We start from the raw sequence: 23262 nt of genomic DNA on the forward strand, positions 1-23262 counted from the left end.
TGAATGGATCCCGCCCCCATGTCTTCCGCGATTTCCGCGCCGGCGCCTGCCCGTTTTCCGTATGCCGCGATGGTGGTCCTGGCCACCATCGCGTTCACCGCCATCACCACCGAGCTCCTCCCGTCCGGGCTGCTGCCGCAGATCAGTGCCGGCCTGAACGTGTCCGAACCGGTGGCCGGCTACCTGGCTGCCGCCTATGCCGCCGTCATTGTGGTCACCGTGGTTCCGGCTGCCCGGCTGCTGGGGAAGATACCGCGGCACGCGCTGCTGGTGGGGCTGGTCCTGACGTTCGCCGCCAGCAACGCCATGGTGGGACTGGCGCCCGACTTCACGTCCGCCATGATTGCCCGTTTGGTGGGCGGCCTGGCCCATGGCCTGCTCTGGACCACCATGGCCCCGTTCGTCACCAGGGTGGTCCCGGCGGACAAGGTGGGCAAGGCCCTGGCCATCGTCTTCAGCGGGAACAGCCTGGGCCTGGCCATCGGTGCACCCGTGGGCACCGCGCTGGGCGGCTTCCTGGGCTGGCGGGCCGCGTTCATGGTGCTTGCCGGGTTCGGCCTGGTCCTCACCGTCCTGGCGTTCTTCCTTTTGCCGCGCGTCCAGCGGATTTCCGACGCCGTCCGCCCTTCACTCCGCAAGGCCATAGCCCAGCCCGGGGTGAAGCCGGTGGCCATTGCCTGGCCGCTGCTGGTCCTGGCGCACTTCGCGCTGTTCACGTACATCGCCCCGTTCATCCGCGACGCCGGCTTCCCCGACTACGCCATCAGCCTCTCGCTTACTGTGCTGGGCGGCTCCGGGCTGCTGGGCATCTGGATCGCGGGCCTCACCGTGGACTCCCGGCCGCGGCGTTCCCTGCTGGTCACGACGGCGGCGATCGCCCTGTCCATGTTCTTCCTGCCCCTCGCGGTGGGCAACTTCGCCGTGGCGTTGGTCCTCATGACCGTCTGGGGTGCAGGGCTCGGGGCGATCGGCATCTACAACCAGTCCGCCATCCTGCGGGCGGGCGGCGAGTACCAGGAAGCCGCGAACGGCCTCACCGTGCTGACCATCCAGCTCGGCATCACCGTGGGTGCGCTGTATGGCTCCGCGGCGCTCGTGGTGGGCGGTCCGATGCTGGTTCCCGTGGCAGCGGCGCTGCCGGTAGTGGCAGCCTGGATCATCACCCTGGCCAACAAGAAGCACGCCTACCCGCAGGGCCCGCGGGAGCGGGTGTGGCTGGAGCCGCGGCCCGTCGCCACACCGGCACCGGAAAAGGTGGGCGGTCGCTCCTAGGCTCCTCACCAACCAGAGAAAAACCCTTGATAGGTGACCATATGGTCACCTATCATTTCTTTATGGACGCAGTGTTCAAGGCACTCTCCGACCCCACCCGCAGGGACCTCCTCGATGAACTGTTCCGCGAGGACGGGCAGTCCCTGAGTGCGCTTGAGGCCCGCTTCGACATGACCCGCTTCGGGATCGCCAAGCACCTCAAGCTCCTGGAAGATGCAGGCCTGGTGGTGACCCGCCGTCGGGGGCGGGAAAAGCTGCACTTCCTGAATCCCGTGCCCATCAGGCTCATCCACGACCGCTGGGTGAGCAAATATTCAGAACCATGGGCCGCTGGCCTCAGCGACCTCAAATCCAGATTGGAAAGTCCCATGGAAAAGATCTTCGAAATCTACATCAAGACCACGCCGGAACGGCTCTGGGAAGCCATCACGGACAGTGACATCCGCAGCAAGTACCAGTTCGGGAACACCATAGAAACGGACTGGACGCCGGGCAGCAGCTTCACCATGAACAACGTTAAGGCGGGTGCTCCGCTGGGCGAGGGCGAGAACCTGGAGGTGCAGCCGCCCCGGCGGCTGGTCCAGACCATGCGGGCCCTCTGGGGCGAGGACGTCAAGGCCGAGGGAACCTCGAAGGTCACATGGGAGATCGAGCCGGTAGGCGATTCCTGCCGGTTGACCGTCACCCACAGCGACCTCCGCGAAGGCGCCAACGAACAGCTCTACGGCGGCTGGCCCATGATCCTCTCCGGCCTGAAGACCTGGCTGGAGACCGGAGAGAAACTGACCACCCCGGGCTCGCTGATGTACACCTAGGTGCGCTTTATGCCGGCTACTCCGTCCGCTGCCGCCACAGCAGGCTCACGGCGAACGTCACCACGCACAGGACCAGCATTGCCAGGACCATCCGGGCCCAGCTTTCCTGGTCCACGCCGCCGCCCGCGAACACGCCGATCATCACCGTGGCCGTGATCGCGCCGACGTACCGGCACGTCTGGTAGATGCCCGCCGCGACACCGCGCTCCTGCGGCCGGATGGACACGAACATGCCCTGGTTCGTGGCGATGCCCACGGTCCCGTATGGGATACCCATCAGGGCTGTCAGCACCACCACCAGCGGGATCGCCAGGGTGCCGGTGAGCAACCACATCAGGGCGGCGGCCGCAGTCAGGAGCATGACGCCGGCAATCAGCACCCGCCGCACGCCGAACCTTCCCATCGCTTTCACCGCCCAGGGGGTGGCCAGGACGGACATGCCCGCCAGGGGCAGCATCAGCAGGCCCACCACGCCGGGCTCATAGCCGCCGGCCTCCTGCAGGAGCTGGGGCAGGCCGAAAAAGACGAAGTAATAGACGCTGCTGAACACCGCGAAGGCGACGTAGATGAGCATGAGGGGCCTGTTGCGGCCCAGGAGCCTCAGGTCCAGGAACGGGCGGGCGAAGCGGAGCTCCCGCCAGGCAAACAGTGCCGCCACTGCCGTTCCCGCTCCCAGCATCCACCAGCGGTAGCCCGGCACGACATTCAGGGCGGCCATCATCACCAGCAGCAGCGCGGTGACGAAGCCCAGGATGCCGGGAATGTCCGAGTCCCGCAGCAGCTCGGCCACGCTGCCGCGTTCCCGGGCTTTGTCCGCCGGCGCCGCCTGCCGCACGATCAGCAGCGCGGCCAGTGCCAGCGGGACGTTGACCAGGAACAACGCCTCCCAGCCCACAAAGCCCACCAGCAGCCCTCCGACCACAGGCCCCACCGCTGCCGCCGATGTGTTGGCCATCTGCAGGATGCCCAGCGGGCCTGCCGGTTCCACGTTGGCCCGGTGCGCAATGGCGCCCACCATCACCACGGCGCTGGGATAGGCGGTGGCCGTGCCCAGCGCCATCACGGCCCGGGCCACGCAGAGCAGCACAAAGTTCGGGGCTAACGGCGCCAGCGCGCAGGTCACCGCCACCAGCGCCATGCCCAGCATGAACATCCGCCTCGGCCCAAACCTGTCCGCAAGCCTGCCCATCACCGGCTGGCCCGCCGCCGAGGCCAGGTAGAACGAGGTGACCACCCAGGTGACCGCGGCGACGTCGAGCCCAAAGTCCGCGCGGAGCACCACCAGGGCGACGGCAATCATCGAGGAGTTGAGGGGGTTCAGTGCCGTGCCCAGGCTGAGGCCGGCGACGGCCAGCGCAGTCCGGGGTTTGTTGCTCACGGAAACAGTCTGCTGTATACCGCTGGGCCCGCGCGACTTTGAGGGAACCTACCGTCCCAGGGCGCCTGCCAACTCGACGATCAGACAGTCGGGCGGACGCCCTGCACGTCAGCGGGCGCGGCTGGCCAGGGCCCCATCGAGGAACTCCAGGTGCGCGGGCTTCACGGCCACCGCATCGCTGGCGTATTCGGGGTGCTTGGCGAGGAACTTCTTGATGAAGGGGCAGACGGGAACAAAGCCCACGCCCGCCTTGACCGTCTCGTCCAGGGCAACGGTGGCGAGCTGGCCCGCAAGGCCCTGCCCGCCGTATTCCTCGTTGATCACCGTGTGGTAGAAAATCCGCTCCGGCGAGGCGCCGCCGTCGTACTCCTTGTACGCCGCCTTGCCAATCACGTTGCCGGCGTCGAGGATCTCGAAGCGGTCGCGGTCGGGGTTGTGGCGGACGGTGATGTCACTCAAGGGGATCTCCTTCGATGCGGTGTGTCCTTCAGCCTAACCTCAGCCGAAGGGCATCTATTTCCGCACCCGTCCCTTACCGGACATCACCGTCCGCCGCCCCGTCTGCGGCGGCGCCTGGCCCGTTCCGGCCTAGCTCAGGTAGCCGTTCGGGTTGAGGACGTACTTGGTGGCCGCGCCGGCGTCGAACTCCGCGTAGCCCTGGGGCGCCTCCTCCAGCGTGATGGCCTTGGCGTTCACGTTCTTGGCGATGTGCACCTTGTCGTTCAGGATGGCCATCATCAGTTGCCGGTTGTACTTCATCACGGGGCACTGGCCCGTGGTGAAGCTCAGCGACTTCGCCCAACCGGTACCCAGGCTCAGGCTCAGGGCACCCTTCTTGGCTGCCTCGTCAACGCCGCCCGGATCGCCCGTCACGTACAGCCCCGGGATGCCCAGCGCACCGCCGGCAGCGGTGATGTCCATCAACGAGTTCAGCACCGTGGCCGGAGCCTCTTCGGCGTCCTTGCCGTGTCCGTGGCCGCGTGCTTCGAAGCCCACCGCGTCCACGCCGCAGTCCACTTCCGGTACGCCCAGGATCTGTTCAATCTGCTCCGCCGGTCCCCCCTTGGTGAGGTCCACCGTTTCGCAGCCGAAGCTGCGCGCCCGCGCCAGCCTGTCCTCGTTCAGGTCGCCAACAATCACGACGGCGGCGCCCAGCAGGTGTGCGCTGGTGGCCGCTGCCAGGCCCACGGGACCGGCCCCCGCGATGTACACCGTGGAACCCACCCCCACGCCGGCACTCACGGCACCGTGGAATCCCGTGGGGAAGATGTCCGAAAGCATGGCCAGGTCCAGGATTTTCTCCATGGCCCGGTCCTTGTCCGGGAACTTCAGCAGGTTCCAGTCGGCATACGGCACCAGCACGTAGTTGGCCTGGCCGCCCACCCAACCGCCCATGTCCACGTAACCGTAGGCGCTGCCCGGGCGGTCCGGGTTCACGTTCAGGCAGATGCCCGTCTTGCGCTCCTTGCAGTTCCGGCAACGGCCGCAGGCAATGTTGAACGGGACTGAACAAAGGTCCCCTACCTTGATGAATTCAACGTCGCGGCCAACTTCCACCACTTCGCCGGTGATCTCATGCCCCAGCACCAGGTCCGGCGGTGCGGTGGTGCGGCCGCGCACCATGTGCTGGTCCGAGCCACAGATGTTGGTGGCCACTGTCTTCAGGATCACGCCATGGTTGACGGCGCGCCCGACGTTTGCCGGGTTGACGCCCGGCCCGTCCTTCAGTTCGAACGTGGGGTAGTCGATGTCGATCAGTTCGACTTTCCCTGGCCCCTTGTAGGCAACGGCTTTGTTCCCTGTCATCTTTTTCTCCTGTTATCCCACGGATCGCCCGGTAGGGCGGCCGTGATTCATGAGTGGTGATGCACGCCCCGCCGGACAGGCACCGTCCAGCATCTGCTGATGGCTGGGGATCAGTTGCCGGAGAGCTTCCCGGAGTGGGGTGCGCCCAGTCTAAGCACGGACCGCCGCCATATCTAGGGGTGGTAAGCCCGGCTGACTACCTGTTTGTGGATTGGGGGTTACGCGGGCATCCGCCGGAACCGATGACTTCCGCTGCGAAGCCTTGTAGTCTCGGCACGGAGGACGATCCACTGTCCCGACACTGACGTTAACCAAGGAGCGGACATGCCAGCCAACGAGGACGAAATGCAGATCCTGGACCAATGGAGCAACCGGCTGGCCCAGGCGCTGCAGATCCTGGACCTGAAGGTGGACCACGATTTGCTCCTGGACCTGGCCCGCAAGTCTGCCGACTCCGTTACCCATGCCGCAGCCCCGATCACCACGTTCATGGTGGGCTACGCCGCCGGGCTGGAAGCCGGCACGGGCAGTGCAGGCACCAAGGAAGCATCAACGGCCTCTATAGCGAAAGCAGCAGACGTGGCGTTCCAGCTGTGCGAAGACGGGCACGACGGCGGCCCCTCCAGCAAGGGCTGGGCGGACACAGCCCAATAGCGGCCCCGGGCCGCTTATGCGGGCGCGGGCCGCTTATGCGGGCGCGGGCCGCTTATGCGGGCGCGGGCCGCTTATGCGGGCGCGGGCCGCTCGTGCGGGCCAGGCACCCTAGCCCGCGGCGGTCGGCTCCTCCTCGAGCGCGGTAATGGGCTCCAGCTTTACGATCACGGCTTTGGAGACCGGCGTCTGGCTGCCTTCCGCCACACTCTCCAGCGGCACCAGGACATTCGCTTCCGGATAGTAGGCGGCCGCGCATCCCCGCGCTGACGGGTAGGACACCAGGCGGTAGTTCCGCAGGACCCGCTCCACGTTGTCCGGATACACGCCGCGCACATCCACGTGCTGCCCGTCTTCAAGCCCCAGCTCGGCCAGGTCCTCCGGATTCACGAACACCACCTCGCGGCCCTTCTTGATCCCCCGGTACCGGTCGTTGTGGCCGTAGATGGTGGTGTTGAACTGGTCGTGCGAGCGCATGCTCTGCAGGATCAGGGTGCCGGCCGGACGCTCCACATGTTCCAGTTCGTTGACGGTGAGCATGGCCTTGCCGGTGGGGGTGTTGAACGTGCGGGAATCGCGGGGCCCGTTGGGCAGGACGAAGCCGCCTTCCTGCCGGATCTTCCGGTTGTAGTCCTCGCAGCCCACCACCACGTGGGAGATATGCTCGCGGATCAGGTCGTAGTCCTTCTGGAATCCGGCCCAGTCTGCGGAAATCCTGTCTCCCAGCACACGCTGCGCCAGCTGGCAGACAATCGCCACCTCGGAGAGCAGGTTCGGGGCCACCGGTGCAACGGTGCCGTGGGAGGCGTGCACGGCACAGACCGTGTCCTCCACCGAGACGAACTGCGGGCCGGACTCCTGCATGTCGATTTCGGTGCGGCCCAGCGTGGGCAGGATCAACGCCTCGGAGCCGGTCACGGCGTGGGACCGGTTCAGTTTCGTTGAGATCTGGACGGAGAGGTCCGTGCCGCTCATCGCCGCCTCGGCAGCACGGGTGTCGGACATGGCGCCCACGAAGTTCCCGCCCATCGCGATGAAAACCTTGATCCCGCCGTCGCGCATCTGCCTGATGGTTTCCACCGCGTCCGCCCCGTGCTCCCGCGGCGGTTCGAAGCTGAACTCCTTGCCCAGGGCGTCCAGGAACGCCGGCGGCATCTGCTCCCAGATGCCCATAGTGCGGTCCCCCTGGACGTTGCTGTGCCCGCGGATGGGTGAGGCGCCCGCGCCGGGCTTGCCGATGTTGCCGCGCAGCAGCAGCAGGTTGATGATCTCCTTGATGGTGGCCACACCCTTTTTGTGCTGGGTGATGCCCATAGCCCACGTGATGATGACCTTCTCCGCACGGAGGTAGCGGTCGGCCAGTTCGTCGATTTCCTCGGCCCGCAGGCCGGTGGCTTCCAGGACCGCTGCCTCGTCCAATTCGGCAAGGTGCGCCCGCAGCTCCTCGAGGCCCTGGCAGTGTTCTTCGAGGAACTGATGGTCCAGCACGGTTCCTGGGTTGGCGGCCTCGGCGTCGAGGACCCGCCGGGACACCGCCTGCAGCAGCGCCATGTCCCCGCCGATCCGGATATGGAGGAACTGGTCCGCCAGATCGGTGCCGCGGCCGATGATGCCCTTGACCTTCTGCGGGTTTTTGTAGCGCATCAGCCCGGCCTCAGGCAGCGGGTTGACCGCCACGATGCTTGCACCCGCTTCCTTCGCCTCCTCCAGTGCGGTGAGCATCCGCGGATGATTGGTTCCCGGGTTCTGGCCCATGATGATGATCAGGTCCGCCTTGGCGAAGTCGTCATAGGAAACCGTGGCCTTGCCCACGCCGATGGTCTGGCCCATGCCCCAGCCGGAGGACTCGTGGCACATGTTGGAGCAGTCCGGCAGGTTGTTGGTGCCGTACCCGCGGATGAACAGCTGGTAGAGGAAGGCGGCCTCGTTCGAGGTGCGGCCGCTGGTGTAGAAGGCGGCCTGGTCCGGGCTGGGCAGGGACGTCAGCTTGTCCGCAATGATCCCGAACGCCTCGTCCCAGCTGACGGGCCGGTAGTGGTCCTCCCCTGCTGGTTTGTACACCGGCTCGGTCAGGCGTCCCTGCATGCCCAGCCAGTATTCGGAGCGCTTCAGCAGTTCGCTGACGGGGTGCTCCTGCCAGAAGTCGGAGCCAATCACCACCGGGGTGGCCTCCCACGTCACGGCCTTGGCGCCGTTTTCGCAGAATTCGAACGTCTTGCGGTGGCCCGGGTCCGGCCACGCGCAGCTCATGCAGTCGAACCCATCCTTCTGGTTCAGCGCCAAAAGTGTCTTCCTGGACCGTTCCAGGCCCATGTGCTTCAGAGCCGGCTGCATGGAATGGTAGACGCCCGGCACTCCCGCTGCCCATGTCTTCGGGTGGCCGCTGACTTCAATGTCGGATTCGTCGGCCTCTTCAACTTCGGGATTCTTGCGCGTCACGGCTGGTTCTCCTTGCGTTCTGCAGGCGCGGCCGTCTTCCGATGTTTCGGCGGGCCGGTTCCTTCCCCACACTTGTTCAGGGTGGCGGGGAAGTCAAGGAGGCGGCTCCCCTGCCCGGCGGGCACCATGGGCAACGGACGACGGCGGCACGCGGCTGGCGTTAGGCTGGTTACCTTGGCTGAAGCAAGCGGCCGGAGGAACCACTCTGCGCGGAGCCCCCCATGTCCGACGATCTTGCCCTTGCCGCCCTCGCGGCCTCCTCTTTCTCCCTGCCCCACCTGCGGGACGGCCAGCTGGCCGGCATGGCAGCCCTCGCCGCCGGCCGCGACGTCCTGGCCGTCATGCCCACCGGCTATGGCAAATCCGCGATCTACCAGGTCGCGGCGCAGCACCTGCACAACACCACGGGACGTCCCGCCGTCGTGGTTTCCCCGCTCATTGCCCTGCAAGAGGACCAGCTGGAGGGGCTGGACGGGGACCTGGGTCCGGGTGCGGCAGTGGCTGTCAACTCCTCCCACAGTGATTCCGAGGTGGAGGCGGCCTGGCAGGCGGTGGAAAGCGGCACAGCCACATTCCTGTTCCTGGCCCCGGAGCAGCTGGCCAAGCACAAGACTGTGAACCGCATCGCAGCCCTGGGCATTTCCCTGTTCGTGGTGGATGAGGCCCACTGCGTCTCGTCCTGGGGCCACGATTTCCGCCCCGACTACCTCGGCCTGGGCCACGTCCGCGAACAGCTCGGCAATCCTCCCGTGGCCGCCCTCACCGCCACCGCATCACCCCCGGTCCGGGACGAAATCGTGGCGCGGCTGCGCATGGAGGACCCGCTGGTCCTGGTCCGCGGATTCGACCGGCCCAACATCAGGCTGGACGTCGTGCGCCACCACGAGGACAAGGACAAACGCAAGGCCGTGCTGAAGCAGGTGGCCGCCTTGGCCCGCGACGGGCATGGGCTCCTCTACGCCGCCACCCGCAAGGACACCGAGAAGTACGCTGCAAAATTGTGCAAGGATGGGCTGCGCACGGAGGCGTACCACGCCGGCCGTTCCGCGGCAGACCGGGAGCACATCCACGAACAGTTCCTGTCGGACGGCCTCGACGTGGTGGTGGCCACCACCGCTTTCGGCATGGGGATCGATAAACCCAACGTGCGCTTCGTGGTCCATGCGGACATTCCGGAATCGCTGGACTCCTACTACCAGGAAATCGGCAGGGCCGGACGTGACGGGGAACCTGCGTCCGCCGTGCTCCACTACCGCTCGGAGGACCTGGGCCTGCGGAAGTTCTTCGCCACCCACTCCCCCGATCCCGACTCGCTGCTGGCGCTGCTGAAAGTACTCAAGGCAGCGGGCGGGCCCACGCCCAAGTCGGCGTTGCCTGATCTCACGGGGCTTCCGTCCCGGCGCATCACCGGGCTGCTGAACCAGCTGGAGGAAACCGGCGCTGTCTCGCTTGGCAAGCGCGGTGTCCGGCTGGCCTCCAAAGCCAAGCTGCCCGCCTTGGTGCGCGGCGCCGTCGAACTCGCAGAAGCCCGCCAGCGCGTTGACCAGTCCCGGCTCACCATGATGCGCGCCTATGCCGAGGCGGACGGCTGCCGCCACCAGTTCCTGCTGGGCTATTTCGGCGAGGAGCTGGCGGAGGCGTGCGGCAACTGCGATGCCTGCGCCGACGCCGCCCGGCACCCCGCAAGTGACAGGGCGGACGACGGCGGCGCCGCCTCGGGTGGCCGGGCGGCGGAACCGTTCCCGCTTCAGTCCGCCGTGGTCCACAAAGAGTGGGGACCGGGCCTGGTGATGCGGCACGAGGAGGACGTCATCACCGTCCTGTTCGAACACGAGGGCTACAAGACCCTCTCGCGCGCCGCCGTTGTGGAACACGAACTCCTGAAGCCGGCATAGGTGGGTAGGCTTTAAGGAGACTCCGACGAAAGGCCCGCAGCATGGAAGTACCTGCTTATGTTTGGACCCTGACCATTGCCGGAATCGTGGGCCTGCTGGCTTTCGATTTCTTCTTCCATGTGCGCAAGGCCCACACGCCCTCGCTCAAGGAAGCTGCCATCTGGTCCTCGATCTATGTGGGCATCGCGGTGCTCTTCGGACTGGGCGTTTTGCTGTTCGGCGGACCCACCATGGGTACCGAATACTTCGCCGGGTACATCACGGAGAAGGCACTGTCCGTGGACAACCTCTTCGTGTTCCTGATCATCATGGCCAGCTTCCGGGTACCCCGCGCGGACCAGCAGAAGGTGCTGCTGTTCGGCATCGTCTTCTCCCTGATCGCCCGCACGGGCTTCATCCTCCTGGGCGCTGCGCTGATCAACAGCTTCGCGTGGGTGTTCTACATCTTCGGCCTGATCCTGCTGATCACCGCCGGAAACCTGCTCAAGCCGGGCAGCCACGACGACGACTCCGAGGGCCTGGTGGTCCGGCTCGCCAAGAAGTTCCTGCCGGCGTCCGAACACTACGACGGCGACAAGCTGTTCACCGTTGAGAACGGCAAGCGCGTCCTGACCCCGATGCTCCTGGTGATGGTGGCAATCGGCGGCACGGACATCCTGTTTGCGCTGGACTCCATCCCGGCGATCTTTGGCCTGACCCAGAACGTCTTTATTGTCTTCACGGCCACGGCGTTTTCCCTGATGGGCCTGCGCCAGCTCTACTTCCTGATCGACGGACTGCTGGACCGGCTGATCTTCCTGTCCTACGGCCTCGCCGTCATCCTGGGTTTCATCGGCGTGAAGCTCATCCTGCACGCCCTGCACGAGAACACCCTGCCGTTCATCAACGACGGCGAGCACGTCAGCGTGGTGGAAGTCAGCACGGGCGTTTCGCTGAGCGTCATCCTCGGCGTCCTGGTGATCACGGTCCTGGCGTCCATCTTCAGCCCCAAGGGCAAGGCCAAGAATGCCGTTTCCGGCGCCCGGCGGCACGCCGTCGAGTACCTGGACCTCAACTACGAGACGGACATGAACGAGCGGGACAAGATCTTCGCCGCGATGTGCCGCGAGGAGAACGAGATCCGCAAGCTTCCGGAGAAGTACAAGCGGCTCATCCGCAACGAGACCGAGTTCCTTGACCTGCTGCGGAAAGCCCACGACGAACACGACAAAGCCCAGGTGCGGGCGGCCGCCGAAAACTGATCGTCCCACCCAACCAGGTAGCAGCAAGTGTCGTTTTGAGGGCTCAGAACGACACTTGCTGCTACCTACTTTGAAGCTTGTCTGTTTGTCAGTGCCCCTTGCTACGTTTGGACCAGGGCCAGGGGAACCGCTTCCGGCCCGGCGATGACAGCCCGGCTGTCGATGGGGAGGCCCCGTGTTCTTGCTCGAAGCCGCAGCGGCCGGCGCGCCGCCGGACCTGGTGTTTTCGGCCAGCGACCTGGTTGCCGCCAGCGAGTGTGAGTACCGCACGCTCCGGATCCTGGACGAGAAACTGGGCCGTACCCCCAAGGCGGAGTTCCCCGCGGACGAGATGCAGGTCCGCGCCGGCGAGCTGGGCGACCGGCACGAGCAGACCGTCCTGGCCAGCCTGGTTGCACGGTACGGAGAGTGGGATGCCAGCCACGGCGCCGGCGTCTATTCGCTCGAACGCGGCCAGAACCTGCGCGGGGACCTGCAGGCCAAGCATGCGGAGACCGAGCTCGCCCTGCGGTCCGGGGCTGACGTGGTGTTCCAGGCCACCTTCTTTGACGGGGAGTTCCTGGGTTACGCGGACTTCCTGGTCAACGAGGCCGCGGGCACAGGCAGCCCGGGCCGGTACGAGGTCTGGGACACCAAACTGGCGCGGCATGCAAAGGTGGGTGCCCTCCTGCAGCTCGCGGCCTACGGCGACCAACTGCTAGGGATGGGGCTGGACCCCTCGCCGGTGGTCACCCTGGTACTGGCGACCCGCGTGGGCGAAGACTGGCTCCGCAGCAGCCACTCCCTTCCCGACCTGTTGCCGGTTTTCCGTGAACGGCGCCGGCGCTTCCGCGAGCTGACCGCGGAGCACAGGGCAGGTGAGGCTACCGTGAAGTGGCAGCAACCGGGGATCGTCCACTGCGGCCGGTGCGACTACTGCGCCGAGCAGGTCCAGGCGCACCGGGACCTGCTGATGGTGGCCGGAATGTCCGTGGTGCAGCGGAAGAAGCTCCACGCGGCAGGCATCACCACCATCGATGAACTGGCGGCGATGCCTGCCGCCGACGCCAGGAATTCCGTGGTCCGGCTGCGGGCCCAGGCGCGGATGCAACTGGGGCTGGACGCGGTGGCGGGGTCCCGGACCTTCACCAAGGACGGCAGGCCCCACACCGTCTCGTTCACCGTCCTGCCTGACAACACCATAGGCTTGCTCCCACCGCCCAGCCCGGGGGACATCTTCTTCGATTTCGAGGGCGATCCCCTCTGGCAGGATCCGGCTACCGGCGCCTGGGGCATCGAGTACCTGTTCGGCGTTGTTGAGGCGCCGGACGCGGACCATCCCGGCGATCCCGTGTTCCGCCCGTTCTGGGCCCATTCCCGGTCCGAGGAGCGCCGCGCTTTCCTGGACTTCCTCGCCTACGTGGAAGAACGCCGCGCCCGCTACCCGGACATGCACGTCTACCACTACGCCGCCTATGAAAAAACGGCCCTGCGCAACCTCTCCCTGGCACACCAGGCCGGGGAGGACACCGTGGACTCCTGGCTGCGGGAAGGGCTGCTGGTAGATCTTTACGCCACGGTCCGGCAGTCGCTGCGCATCTCTGAGGCGTCCTACTCCATCAAGAAACTGGAACCGCTGTACATGGGCAGCAACCTTCGCTCGGGTGACGTCAAAGACGCCGGCGCGTCTGTGGTGGCCTACGCCGCCTACTGCGCGGCCAGGGACGCGGGGGATCACGCCGAGGCAGGCAAGGTCCTGGCGTCCATCTCGGACTACAACCAATACGACTGCCTGTCCACGCTCCGGCTTCGGGACTGGTTACTGGACGTCGCCAGGCAGGCCGGCGGAACGGCAGCCGGAGAGGCCGAGACCCGCCTGCCAGCAGCGGCAGGGGACGCGGACCGGGAAACGAAACAGGAAACACGCCCGGAAGCGGCCCAGGAAACTCCTGAGGAAACCACGCTGCGCGAATACCTGGCAGGCCTGCCGGAGGACCGGGCCTGGACTGACGACGAACGCGCCATCGCCATGGTGGCCGCCGCCACCGGCTACCACCGCCGCGAACGCAAGCAGTTCTGGTGGCAGCACTTCGATCGGGTCGAGGCACCAGCCGAGAACTGGGCGGACCAGCGAAACGTGTTCCTGGTGTCGTCGGCGGAGGTTGCCTCGGACTGGGCGCTGGCCAAACCCCGGGAACGGATGCGGACCCGGACCCTCCGGCTGCGCGGCACTATGACGGAGGGCTCGGACTTCCGCGCGGACTCCACGTGGTGCCGGCTCTACGACGCGCCGCCACCGGAAGGCATGGCGGCCCCGGATGCTGCTCCAGGCGCACGGGCTTTCTCGTTTGGGACGAGGATCAGCGACGTCGCCCCGGCGCCTGACAACCCGGAGCACACCATCATCACCGTGGCCGAGCGGGAGACCGGAAAGGTGGCCGCCTACCCGAACCTTCCCATCGCGCTCACTGAGGACCAGCCGCTGGCCACCACCAGCATTGAGGCTGCCATCGCCGAGCTTGCCCGCACGGTTGGTTCCTCCGTGCCGTCGCTGCCACCCCACCCCGGCTTGGACATCCTGCGGAAAAAGGCCCCGCGGTTGCGCACGCTGCCCGGCCCGGTGGAGGTACGCCATGACACCGTGGGCTCCCCGGATTACGCCGCAGCCATCACGGCGTCGCTCCGGGACCTTGAGCACTCCTACCTGGCCGTCCAGGGTCCACCCGGCACCGGAAAGACCTACGTGGGCGCCCACGTCATCGGCAGCCTGGTGGCCGGTGGCTGGAAGATTGGCGTGGTGGGCCAGTCGCACAACGTGGTGGAAAACCTGCTCTGCCGTGCCATCGACACGGGCGGCGTCTCCCCCTCGGCCGTGGCCAAGAAGCTGGCTGCGCCGCACGACGTCCCGTGGACCCGCACGGGGGACGGCGACGTCGCCCAGCTGCTCGCATCCCCCGGCGGCTGCCTGGTGGGCGGCACCGCGTGGACCATGACGGGCAAGGAGGTCCCGGCTGGCTCGCTGGACCTCCTGGTGATCGACGAGGCCGGACAGTTTTCGCTGGCCAACACCCTTGCCGTTGCGCGGGCGGCCAAGCGGCTCCTCCTGCTCGGTGATCCGCAGCAGCTGCCCCAGGTCACCCAGGGTGCCCACCCTGAGCCGGTGGATGAATCGGCGCTGGGCTGGCTGGCCGCGGGGCACGCCACCCTGCCTGCGAGCCTTGGGTACTTCCTGGCAGACAGCTGGCGGATGCATCCGGACCTGTGCCGTGCGGTGTCCCGGCTCAGCTATGAAGGAAAGCTGCAGTCCGCACCGGCGGCTTCGCTGCGCAGCCTCGAGGAGCTGCCGCCCGGCGTCGAAACCGTGTTCGTGGAACACTCCGGCAATACCACCGCATCCCCGGAGGAGGCCGCTGCGGTGGTCCGGCAGGCACGGCGGCACCTGGGCCTGAAGTGGAAGCCTGGTGCCGAGAATGAGTTCCGGCCCCTCGGGCAGCAGGACCTGCTGGTGGTGGCCGCCTACAATGCCCAGGTCCATCTGGTCCGCAAGGCACTGGAGGAAGCCGGCCTGCCGCAGGTCCGGGTGGGGACGGTGGACAAGTTCCAGGGGCAGGAAGCACCCGTGGTGCTCGTGTCCATGGCGTGCTCGGCCGTGGCTGAAGCGCCGCGGGGAGCCGAGTTCCTGCTGAACAGGAACCGGATCAATGTTGCCGTCTCGCGGGGGCAGTGGCGGGCAGTCATCATCCGCTCCCCCGAGCTCACAAGCTACATGCCGCACCGGCCCGCAGCCCTGGAGGAGCTGGGCGCGTTCCTGGGCCTTAGCCCGCGCGCCTGACGGGAGATGCGGGTCAGTGGGCCCTGAACCCGCGGAAGTTGCCTTGGGCTACGGAGAGCGAGTCCTCAACCCGCTCCACCCGCCCGGGGGTGTTCCGGGAATTCAGCCAGTCGAGAAGCGCCCGGACCTGTGGCTCGGGGCCCTCGGCAACCACGGCGACCGAACCGTCGCCGAGATTCGTCACTTCGCCGACCAGGCCCAGTTCTTCCGCTTTGCCCATGGTCCAGAAGCGGAAGCCCACTCCCTGCACCATGCCGAAAACGCGCGCCTCCAGCCGGACCGCGCCCGCCGCAGCGTCATTGTCCCGCCCATCAGGTGCTCCGGATGACGGCCCTGCGTGCCTCGCCATGGTGCCTCCCCTAAGTCAGCGCCGCCGGCCCAACCAGGTAGCAGTAAGTGTCATTTTGAGCCTCCAAAACGACATTAACTGCTACCTGGTTGGGCGGGCGGGCAACCCGTTAGTTGATGGTGATGTCGCGGGTGCTGTGGTTGTAGCGGATGGTGACGGTGCCGCCGGCATGGTGCAGTTCGTGGTTGGGGCCGTCGAACGCACCGAAAGCGCCGTAGTTCTCATCCCAGGAGCGGTTGATGGCGATCTTGAAGGTGTAGAAACCGGCGGGCAGTTCGGCGCTCTTCTTCCAGATCTGGTCCAGGAAATCGAACTCCATCTGCGCTTCGTCATACTGCGGCGCCCAGTTCTCCGGAGCGCCCAGGAAGGTATTGAAGTCGCCGGCAACAGCCACGGCTTCGGGCTGCGGGTGCGTCTCGACGTCCGCGTCCTCGAAGGCCTCCGGCGCTGCGGGAGCGGCAGCTTCCTCCGTTGTGGCCGGCGCCTTGCCCTTGCGGACAGCCTTCACCACGGGTTCGACGGCGTCTTCGAGCACCTTGGCTGCCTTGCCAACGGCGGCAGCAGCCTTCTTGGCAGGCGTCTTTTTGGTGGTCTTCTTAATGTCCGTGCCGGCAGCTGCCGTTTCAGGAACCGCGGTGGTCTTCCGGACGAAGCCCTCGGGAGCGGTGGGAACCTGGACGTCGGCGGGGATGGGCGTGCCGGCGTCGAGCGCGCTGGCGAAGGAGACAGCGTCCGGGAAGGCGACGGTGGCGCGCATGCCTTCGTCGGTGATGGTCCAGCCGGAGCGGCCCTTGACCAGCCAGCCGGCCTTGACCAGCTTGGCGGTGGCCGAGGTGAGCGTCTTGTGGCCGCGGGGAATGCCGCCGCTGAGCAGCTCGGCTTCATGCTCGTTGAACGGGACCCGGGCCGTTGCCTCGGCGAGGACCTGGCCCGCGTTCAGTGCATCGCCGGACCACACACCTTCGGTCAGGACATCCAGCACGGTCTTGAGTCGAAGGAAGGTGTTTTCTGCGGTGGACTTGGCCATGATTCCCCTTTATAAAAGCGATCGGTCTTAGGCATCTTGCCAACTGCCCGTTAAATCGCGCGACTTGAAATGGTTAACACTGCGTGTCGTGACCGACTATTAAGCGGACGTCCCAACAAGTGAGGCTGAGGTCTCGGGAAACGGGCTGGCTGCACAACCCTTGAGCGCTGACATGGGTGCCGCACTGCACTTCCCGGACACGCCTGCGGCACCCAGTTTAGCGGTACGACGGCGCTGCTGTTGCCTCGGACACGTTAGGGGTGCACCACATCCCCGCCATTCAGTTCGTCCAGCAGCTCCGCCTTCCGCTCCTCGGAAGCAAAGGACGAGTGGATGGAGTTCGCGGCGAGCCTCGCCTTGTCGAAGTCGGAGAGCTCAAAGACCAACCCAAGCTGGGCAAAGTTGTCGTCCACGTAGCCGCCAAAGTAGGCCGGATCATCGGAGTTCACGGACACGTTCAGGCCGGCCGCCAGCATGGCAGGAAGTGGATGGTCTGCCAGGGTGTCCACGGCCCGGAGCCGAACGTTGGAGAGCGGGCATACCGTCAGCGGGATGCGCGCATCCACCAGGCGCTCCACCAAATCCGGATCGTCCATGCAGCGGATGCCGTGGTCGATCCGCTCCACGCCCAGGATGTCCAGGGCCTCGATAATGTACGACGCCGGCCCCTCCTCCCCCGCGTGTGCGGTCAGCCGCAGCCCTGCCTCGCGGGCTTTTGCATAGAGCCGCTCGAACTTGGACGGCGGGTTTCCCACCTCGGCGGAGTCCAAGCCAATGGCAGCAATCGGAGCGTTCATGGCCAGCAGGCCGTCCAGGACCTCCAGCGCGGATTCCTCGGAGAGGTCCCGCAGGAAGGCGGAAATCAGCAGCGTGGAGATCCCGAACTCCTCCTGGGACGTGGCCAGGACGGACGCAACGCCGTTGACGCACGTTTCCAGCGGGATGCCGCGCGAGAAGTGCGCCTGTGGGTCCATCATGATTTCGGCATGCCGCACCCCTGCGGCAGCGGCCCGCTCAAGGTAGGCGCGGGTCATATCGGCGAAGTCCTGCTCCGTCTGCAGCACTGCCATGTTGGCGTAGTACAGGTCGAGGAAGGACTGCAGGTCCGTGAACTCGTACCGTTCCCGCAGCTCGTCCAGACCTGCATACGGGAGCGCGATGCCGTTCCGCTCCGCGAGCGCGAAGATCAGCTCCGGCTGGAGGGTTCCCTCAATGTGCAGGTGCAGCTCGGCCACCGGGAGGATCCTGGCGGGGACTTCCAGCTCTGCTGCGTCCAGTTCTGTTTCGGGCACGGCAGTGCCGCCGGCAAAGTTATCCATCGGGTCAGGATAATGCCCCGCGCCGGAATCACCACTAGAGTCGAACCAATGCAGAACGCTAAGCACGCTGATGACCTGCAGTACCCGGTTCCTGCCCCGGCCACCGACGGCTTTGTCCGGGTCCGGGGAGCCCGCGAAAACAATCTCCGCAACGTGGATGTGGATGTCCCGCGCGATGCGATCGTGGCGTTCACCGGCGTCTCCGGGTCCGGCAAGTCCTCCCTGGCGTTCGGCACCATCTATGCCGAGGCCCAGCGGCGCTACTTCGAATCCGTCGCCCCCTACGCCCGCCGCCTGATCCAGCAGGGGCACAACCCCAAGGTGGAGCTGATCAGCGGGCTGCCTCCCGCCGTCGCCCTTCAACAGCGCCGCGGCGCTCCCAGCAGCCGGTCCACGGTGGGAACCGTCACAACGCTCTCCAACTCCCTCCGCATGCTGTTCTCCCGGGCGGGCACGTACCCCGCCGGCAGCACCCAGCTGGACTCTGACGCCTTCTCCCCCAACACCGCCGCCGGCGCCTGCCGGGAATGCCACGGCCTGGGCGTCGCGCACACCGTGACAGAGTCCTCGCTGGTCCCCGATCCGTCCCTGACCATCCGAGACGGCGCCATCGCGGCCTGGCCGGGTGCCTGGCAGGGGAAGAACCTGCGGGACATCCTCACCCACCTGGGCTACGACGTCGACGTGCCGTGGCGCAAGCTGCCCAAAAAACACCGTGACTGGATCCTCTTCACCGAGGAACAGCCCGTGGTGGAAGTGACACCGCAGAGGGACCGCGTGGCCAAACCCTACAAGGGGCGTTTCTGGAGCGCCAGGAGCTATGTCCTCCATACGCTGGCAGATTCGCAGAGCGCCTCCATGCGTGAGCGCGTACTGGCCTTCATGGAGTCCGGGCCGTGCCCCCGCTGTTCCGGGACGGGCCTGGTGCCCGAGGCCCTGGCCGTCACGTTTGCGGGCAGGACCATTGCGGAACTCAACGGGCTCCCCATGGTGGAACTCGCCGAGGTTGTCCGTCCCACCGCTGTATTGGACGACGCCGGTACGGCCTCCCGCACGCAGCTTTCCGGAGAGTCCAACGAGGTGGCGGTGGCCATAACCCGCGACCTGCTCCAGCGCATCACGGTCCTGCTGGACCTCGGGCTCGGTTATCTGGCGCTCGGCCGGGCCACCCCCACCCTTTCGCCGGGCGAGATGCAGCGGCTCAGGATTGCCACGCAGCTGCGGTCCGGCCTGTTCGGTGTGATCTACGTGCTGGATGAGCCATCTGCCGGGCTTCATCCGGCCGACGCCGAGCCGCTCCTGGAGGTGCTGGAGCAGCTAAAGTCCTCCGGCAACTCGGTGTTCGTGGTGGAGCACAACATGGATGTGGTGCGCAGGGCGGACTGGCTGGTTGACGTGGGCCCCCGCGCCGGCGAAGGCGGCGGCGAAGTGCTCTACAGCGGGCCGGTTGACGGCCTCGCCTCGGTTGAGGAGTCCGTTACCAGGCCGTTCCTGTTCGACGACGGCGGATCCGTCCCGCTCGGCAGTTCCGGTGCCGGCGGGGCCAGGAAACCGGAGGAATGGCTGGAGCTGAAGGACATCACCCGGCACAACCTGCGCGGGCTGGATGCCGAGTTCCCCCTGGGCGTGCTGACGGCGGTCACCGGGGTATCCGGCTCCGGCAAGTCCACGCTGGTGAGCAAGGTCCTGGGCGAGGCTGTGGGCTCAGGACTCAGGACCCCCGCGGAGCAGGACGGCTCCGCGGAGCCCCTGGAGCTGGGCAGCGTCCTCGGCAGCCACCGCATTGACCGCCTGGTGACTGTGGACCAGAAGCCCATCGGCCGGACCCCGCGGTCCAACCTGGCCACCTACACCGGGCTGTTCGACGCCGTGCGCAAGGAATTCGCCGCCACGGAGCAGGCCAGGACCCGCGGCTTCGGCGCCGGCAGGTTTTCCTTCAACGTGGCAGGCGGGCGCTGCGAAACCTGCCAGGGCGAGGGGTTCGTCGCCGTCGAACTGCTTTTCCTTCCCGGCAGCTACGGCCCGTGCCCGGAGTGCGCCGGGTCCCGCTACAACCCTGAGACCCTTGAGGTGCAGTACCGCGGCCGGAACATCGCCGAGGTCCTGGCCATGACGGTGGATGCCGCATCCGGGTTCCTGGCCGCCGTGCCCGCTGCGGCCAGGAGCCTCAAGAGCCTGCGGGATGTTGGCCTGGGCTACCTGCGGCTGGGGCAGCCGGCCACAGAGCTCTCAGGCGGGGAAGCGCAGCGAATCAAGCTGGCCACGGAGCTGCAACGGGCACAGCGCGGCCACAGCCTCTACCTCCTGGATGAACCCACCACCGGCCTGCACCCCGCCGACGTGCAGCTCCTGATGGCACAGCTCCACGGCCTGGTGGACGCCGGCAACTCAGTGGTGGTGGTTGAACACGACATGGCCGTGGTTGCCGGCGCCGACTGGGTCATTGACCTCGGCCCGTCAGGAGGGGACAAGGGCGGCCGGATCATGGCAACCGGGACGCCTGCCGCCGTCGCCCGTTCCACCGAAAGCCGCACCGCCCCGTACCTGGCAACCGCGCTCGGTCAGGGAATCACCAGCCAACGCCCAGAAACATCTCGATTTGATAACGGCGGCGCAATGTCTTAGCGTGAAAGGCATGCCCGCCGCTGGCGGACCCATGAATGCCCGGTGCTGCCTTCACCACAACTGCCCAGCATGCAGCCACCGAAACGACCTCTATTCGTCAGGGGCGGGCAGTGGCGCGATGATCTCCGGGGACGGAAGCAGCGCAGGTGGCCTTCAGGAGCATCACCCATCATGAAAAACACCAAATTCCGTACTGCCGCACGCCGCGGAGCAACTGTAGCCGCCATCTCCGCTGCAGGCCTGGCTCTCTCAGCCACCGCTGCCAATGCCACCAGCACCTCCACGTGGGATGCCCTGGCACAGTGCGAGAGCAGCGGCAACTGGTCCATCAACACCGGCAACGGCTACTCCGGCGGCCTGCAGTTCAGCCCCACCACCTGGGCTGCCTTCGGCGGCACGGGTTCCGCCGCTGACGCCAGCCGCGAGCAGCAGATTGCCGTAGCTGAGCGGGTCCAGGCCTCGCAGGGCTGGGGCGCCTGGCCCTCCTGCTCCGCCCAGCTGGGCCTGAGCGGCAGCGGCACCGGCGTTGCGCCGCAGTCCGTTCCGGTCCAGAGCGCACCCGTGCAGGCGGCTCCGGTCCAGGCCGCACCGGTGCAGCAGAGCGCACCCGCCGTGCAGGCGGCTCCGGTTGCGAAGCACGTAACGGCCGTGGCCCTCAGCGGAGAGACCTACACGCTGCAGGCCGGGGACACGTTGAGCATCGTGGCTGAGAAGCTGGGGATCCAGGGCGGCTGGCAGCACCTTGCCGACGCCAACCTGGACACCATTGCGGATCCCAACCTTGTATTCGCGGGACAGGTCATCCAGCTTCCGGCCTAGTGGCTGTCGAAGCAGCTGCCCTTCGGGGCACCAAAATCAGGTCGGCGATAGACAAATTCCGTTGACCGCGTACGACGCCGGCACGCCCCCACAAGGGGATGTGCCGGCGTCGTTCTTTAACGCCTGCAGGCCGCAGCAAGGGGGTCCTTATGCGGCGGCGGGCAGTTCCCTGACGATCCGCACCTTCCAGGCCGAATCGTCGCTGGTGTCCAGCAGGGCAACTGTGCCGTGGGCCAGGTTGAGGGCGACGCGCTTGGCGGCGAGCAGCTCAAGGTAGAGGTGCTCGTTCATTCTTGCTGGGGTATCGATCATGTATTTCACGGCGTCGCGGACCTTGCGGTAGTTCGCGCTGCTTTCACGGTGCTTGTGCAGTTCCAGGGCAGAGCGCTGCTTCAGCCGCGGCTCGTGCCGGTTCAGCCAGGTGACGGCGGCGTGGACGGCAACCACGAGGGTGAGCGAAACGCCGTAGATCCACCAGCCGCTCGAGAGCAGGAAGAGCGGCAGGTTTCCGATGGCCACGATGGCGATCACAATGCGGAGCGCGGCGATGCGGCGCATTGTCAGGGCGACTGCGGCCATGCCGTCGCGGAAGCGGTGCTGTTCCTTGCGGGCCGCGGCGGGATCAATGGTGAACTCGTCAAGGACAAGAATGCCCTTTGCTTCCGGGCCCAGCATCTGCCCGTAGCGGGGCAGGGCGGGGGTGGTGGCGGTGGTCTTTTCAGGTGTTGATGTCATGAGGGAGCTTCCAAAACGCTGGGGTGGTTGCGGTGATCCTAGTGGGTGAAGGACACTTGCGTATGCATAGGTCCACCATGTGGACATCCGGCCCGTACGCATGTGGTCCGTGGCACTGCAATTGGCACATCCGCCAGGTGCCGTCAGACTGAAGGGATGCAAACCTTCCTCCCGTACCCTGATTTCCGGCAGAGCGCCGCTGCCCTGGACACCGCCAGGCTGGGCAAGCAGCGCGTTGAGGCGCTGCAGACACTGCGAGCCCTGGTGATTCCCGGCTACGGCTGGCAGACCCACCCGGCCATCCGGATGTGGATGGGGTACGTGCCGGCCCTCACCATGTACGGGCTGGCAATGGTTGACGAGTGGACCAAGCGCGGGCACCCGGACAACACCCGGGCCAACATCGCGGAGTTCGCGCCGCAGGCAGCCCACCCGGATTACGCGGCGAAGATCCCCATGCCGCCGTGGCTTGGCGACCCGGATTTCCACCTGAGCCACCGCTCCAAGCTGGTGCGCAAGGAACCCAAGTTCTACACCCCGGTCTTCGCGGATGCGATACCGGAGATGGACTACGTCTGGCCGGAGCCGCGCCATGAGTTCCTGCCGCAGGAGCCTGAGGGTGACATCCTGTGGATCCTGAGGTCCCCGCACGACGACGTCGATCCCCAGACGCTCGATACCGTGGCCCTTCCGCCGGTGAACGGGAGCACCGCTGCCGCCGCTGATGCGCCGGGTGCGGACGGGGACTACTCCCCCGTGTTCGTCGACGACGGGTCCCGGCGCCCGTCCCGTCAGTCCCGCAAAGCACCGCCCAAGCAACTGGTGAAGAAGCCCACCCGGAAGCGGCTGGCGCAGGAGGAGGCCTTCTCGACCCTTCCCGGAAAGACGCCCGTTGCCGTCCCGTTCGAGCATGGCGCAAAGTTCGCGGTGGGGCAGGTGGTCGGCCGGCCCATCACGCTGGAGGACGGCAGGTTCGGCAGGAACTTCACGGTCACCGAAGTCATCGACCGTTCCGCGTTCACCTACCCGGCGCTCCTGCAGGACCCGCGCGTGTTCTTCCCGGTGGAGGCACCGTAACCC

17 protein-coding genes are annotated in these 23262 nt (G+C 66.7%); 9 read left to right on the forward strand and 8 right to left on the reverse strand.

Annotated elements, in window-relative coordinates:
* Nucleotides 1–18: 18 nt before the first annotated feature.
* A complete protein-coding gene (locus IEX33_RS13035) occupies nucleotides 19–1272 on the forward strand; it encodes an MFS transporter (RefSeq protein ID WP_188730791.1) in 1254 nt (417 codons plus the stop codon).
* A gap of 62 nt (nucleotides 1273–1334) precedes the next feature.
* A complete protein-coding gene (locus tag IEX33_RS13040) occupies nucleotides 1335–2087 on the forward strand; it encodes an ArsR/SmtB family transcription factor (protein ID WP_188730793.1) in 753 nt (250 codons plus the stop codon).
* A gap of 16 nt (nucleotides 2088–2103) precedes the next feature.
* Here IEX33_RS13040 and IEX33_RS13045 read toward each other — a convergent pair whose 3' ends face one another.
* The 3 genes from IEX33_RS13045 to fdhA all read right to left on the reverse strand — a co-directional run bounded on the left by IEX33_RS13045 (nucleotide 2104) and on the right by fdhA (nucleotide 5271).
* A complete protein-coding gene (locus IEX33_RS13045; protein ID WP_188730795.1) occupies nucleotides 2104–3465 on the reverse strand; it encodes an MFS transporter in 1362 nt (453 codons plus the stop codon).
* A gap of 108 nt (nucleotides 3466–3573) precedes the next feature.
* Nucleotides 3574–3924, reverse strand: a complete 351-nt coding sequence (locus IEX33_RS13050) for a GNAT family N-acetyltransferase (RefSeq protein WP_188730797.1) — start codon at nucleotides 3922–3924, stop codon at nucleotides 3574–3576.
* A 129-nt stretch (nucleotides 3925–4053) separates the two neighbouring features.
* Nucleotides 4054–5271, reverse strand: coding sequence for a formaldehyde dehydrogenase, glutathione-independent (gene fdhA / locus IEX33_RS13055; protein ID WP_188730799.1), 1218 nt, complete (start codon nucleotides 5269–5271; stop codon nucleotides 4054–4056).
* A 324-nt stretch (nucleotides 5272–5595) separates the two neighbouring features.
* Between fdhA and IEX33_RS13060 the strand changes: the two genes are divergently transcribed.
* Complete coding sequence (locus IEX33_RS13060) at nucleotides 5596–5925, forward strand: DUF6457 domain-containing protein (RefSeq protein WP_104186243.1); 330 nt, start codon at nucleotides 5596–5598, stop codon at nucleotides 5923–5925.
* Nucleotides 5926–6033: 108 nt separating this feature from the next.
* On the opposite strand, the gene IEX33_RS13065 is transcribed toward IEX33_RS13060, so the two are convergent.
* A complete protein-coding gene (locus tag IEX33_RS13065) occupies nucleotides 6034–8361 on the reverse strand; it encodes an FdhF/YdeP family oxidoreductase (protein ID WP_188730801.1) in 2328 nt (775 codons plus the stop codon).
* Nucleotides 8362–8582: 221 nt separating this feature from the next.
* Between IEX33_RS13065 and IEX33_RS13070 the strand changes: the two genes are divergently transcribed.
* The 3 genes from IEX33_RS13070 to IEX33_RS13080 all read left to right on the forward strand — a co-directional run bounded on the left by IEX33_RS13070 (nucleotide 8583) and on the right by IEX33_RS13080 (nucleotide 15308).
* A complete protein-coding gene (locus IEX33_RS13070) occupies nucleotides 8583–10256 on the forward strand; it encodes a RecQ family ATP-dependent DNA helicase (RefSeq protein ID WP_188730803.1) in 1674 nt (557 codons plus the stop codon).
* Between the two features lie 41 nt (nucleotides 10257–10297).
* Complete coding sequence (locus tag IEX33_RS13075; protein WP_188730805.1) at nucleotides 10298–11497, forward strand: TerC family protein; 1200 nt, start codon at nucleotides 10298–10300, stop codon at nucleotides 11495–11497.
* 175 nt (nucleotides 11498–11672) lie between these two features.
* A complete protein-coding gene (locus IEX33_RS13080) occupies nucleotides 11673–15308 on the forward strand; it encodes a TM0106 family RecB-like putative nuclease (protein ID WP_188730806.1) in 3636 nt (1211 codons plus the stop codon).
* Nucleotides 15309–15321: 13 nt separating this feature from the next.
* On the opposite strand, the gene IEX33_RS13085 is transcribed toward IEX33_RS13080, so the two are convergent.
* From IEX33_RS13085 to IEX33_RS13095, 3 genes are all read right to left on the reverse strand, one after another.
* The gene (locus tag IEX33_RS13085) at nucleotides 15322–15657 is read right to left on the reverse strand and encodes an acylphosphatase (protein WP_188730809.1); all 336 of its coding nucleotides are present in this window, start codon (nucleotides 15655–15657) and stop codon (nucleotides 15322–15324) included.
* Between the two features lie 109 nt (nucleotides 15658–15766).
* A complete protein-coding gene (locus IEX33_RS13090; protein ID WP_188730811.1) occupies nucleotides 15767–16684 on the reverse strand; it encodes a pullulanase X25 domain-containing protein in 918 nt (305 codons plus the stop codon).
* A gap of 254 nt (nucleotides 16685–16938) precedes the next feature.
* Complete coding sequence (locus tag IEX33_RS13095) at nucleotides 16939–18003, reverse strand: adenosine deaminase (protein WP_188730813.1); 1065 nt, start codon at nucleotides 18001–18003, stop codon at nucleotides 16939–16941.
* A gap of 48 nt (nucleotides 18004–18051) precedes the next feature.
* Here IEX33_RS13095 and uvrA point away from each other — a divergent pair, with 48 nt between their 5' ends.
* Together uvrA and IEX33_RS13105 are read left to right on the forward strand one after the other, a co-directional pair.
* Nucleotides 18052–20628, forward strand: a complete 2577-nt coding sequence (gene uvrA / locus IEX33_RS13100) for an excinuclease ABC subunit UvrA (protein ID WP_188730815.1) — start codon at nucleotides 18052–18054, stop codon at nucleotides 20626–20628.
* Nucleotides 20629–20799: 171 nt separating this feature from the next.
* Nucleotides 20800–21447: a LysM peptidoglycan-binding domain-containing protein gene (locus tag IEX33_RS13105; RefSeq protein WP_188730817.1), complete on the forward strand. Its 648-nt coding sequence runs from the start codon at nucleotides 20800–20802 to the stop codon at nucleotides 21445–21447.
* A gap of 147 nt (nucleotides 21448–21594) precedes the next feature.
* On the opposite strand, the gene IEX33_RS13110 is transcribed toward IEX33_RS13105, so the two are convergent.
* Nucleotides 21595–22182: a hypothetical protein gene (locus IEX33_RS13110; RefSeq protein ID WP_174175906.1), complete on the reverse strand. Its 588-nt coding sequence runs from the start codon at nucleotides 22180–22182 to the stop codon at nucleotides 21595–21597.
* A gap of 156 nt (nucleotides 22183–22338) precedes the next feature.
* On the opposite strand from IEX33_RS13110, the gene IEX33_RS13115 reads away from it, so the two are divergent.
* Entirely contained in the window at nucleotides 22339–23259 is a 921-nt protein-coding gene (locus IEX33_RS13115) for an MSMEG_6728 family protein (protein ID WP_188730819.1), read from the forward strand.
* Nucleotides 23260–23262: the final 3 nt, after the last annotated feature.

The organism is Pseudarthrobacter scleromae (assembly GCF_014644515.1).
Taxonomy (GTDB): Bacteria; Actinomycetota; Actinomycetes; order Actinomycetales; family Micrococcaceae; genus Arthrobacter; species Arthrobacter scleromae.

Excerpts from the sequence above, each read along its gene's own strand:
- IEX33_RS13115 (WP_188730819.1), top strand. The coding sequence starts at position 22,339 with ATGCAAACCTTCCTCCCGTACCCTGATTTCCGGCAGAGCGCCGCTGCC.
- IEX33_RS13035 (WP_188730791.1), top strand. The coding sequence starts at position 19 with ATGTCTTCCGCGATTTCCGCGCCGGCGCCTGCCCGTTTTCCGTATGCC.
- IEX33_RS13060 (WP_104186243.1), top strand. The coding sequence starts at position 5,596 with ATGCCAGCCAACGAGGACGAAATGCAGATCCTGGACCAATGGAGCAAC.
- IEX33_RS13095 (WP_188730813.1), bottom strand. The coding sequence starts at position 18,003 with ATGGATAACTTTGCCGGCGGCACTGCCGTGCCCGAAACAGAACTGGAC.
- IEX33_RS13105 (WP_188730817.1), top strand. The coding sequence starts at position 20,800 with ATGAAAAACACCAAATTCCGTACTGCCGCACGCCGCGGAGCAACTGTA.
- IEX33_RS13090 (WP_188730811.1), bottom strand. The coding sequence starts at position 16,684 with ATGGCCAAGTCCACCGCAGAAAACACCTTCCTTCGACTCAAGACCGTG.
- uvrA (WP_188730815.1), top strand. The coding sequence starts at position 18,052 with ATGCAGAACGCTAAGCACGCTGATGACCTGCAGTACCCGGTTCCTGCC.
- fdhA (WP_188730799.1), bottom strand. The coding sequence starts at position 5,271 with ATGACAGGGAACAAAGCCGTTGCCTACAAGGGGCCAGGGAAAGTCGAA.
- IEX33_RS13070 (WP_188730803.1), top strand. The coding sequence starts at position 8,583 with ATGTCCGACGATCTTGCCCTTGCCGCCCTCGCGGCCTCCTCTTTCTCC.
- IEX33_RS13110 (WP_174175906.1), bottom strand. The coding sequence starts at position 22,182 with ATGACATCAACACCTGAAAAGACCACCGCCACCACCCCCGCCCTGCCC.
- IEX33_RS13085 (WP_188730809.1), bottom strand. The coding sequence starts at position 15,657 with ATGGCGAGGCACGCAGGGCCGTCATCCGGAGCACCTGATGGGCGGGAC.
- IEX33_RS13075 (WP_188730805.1), top strand. The coding sequence starts at position 10,298 with ATGGAAGTACCTGCTTATGTTTGGACCCTGACCATTGCCGGAATCGTG.
- IEX33_RS13040 (WP_188730793.1), top strand. The coding sequence starts at position 1,335 with ATGGACGCAGTGTTCAAGGCACTCTCCGACCCCACCCGCAGGGACCTC.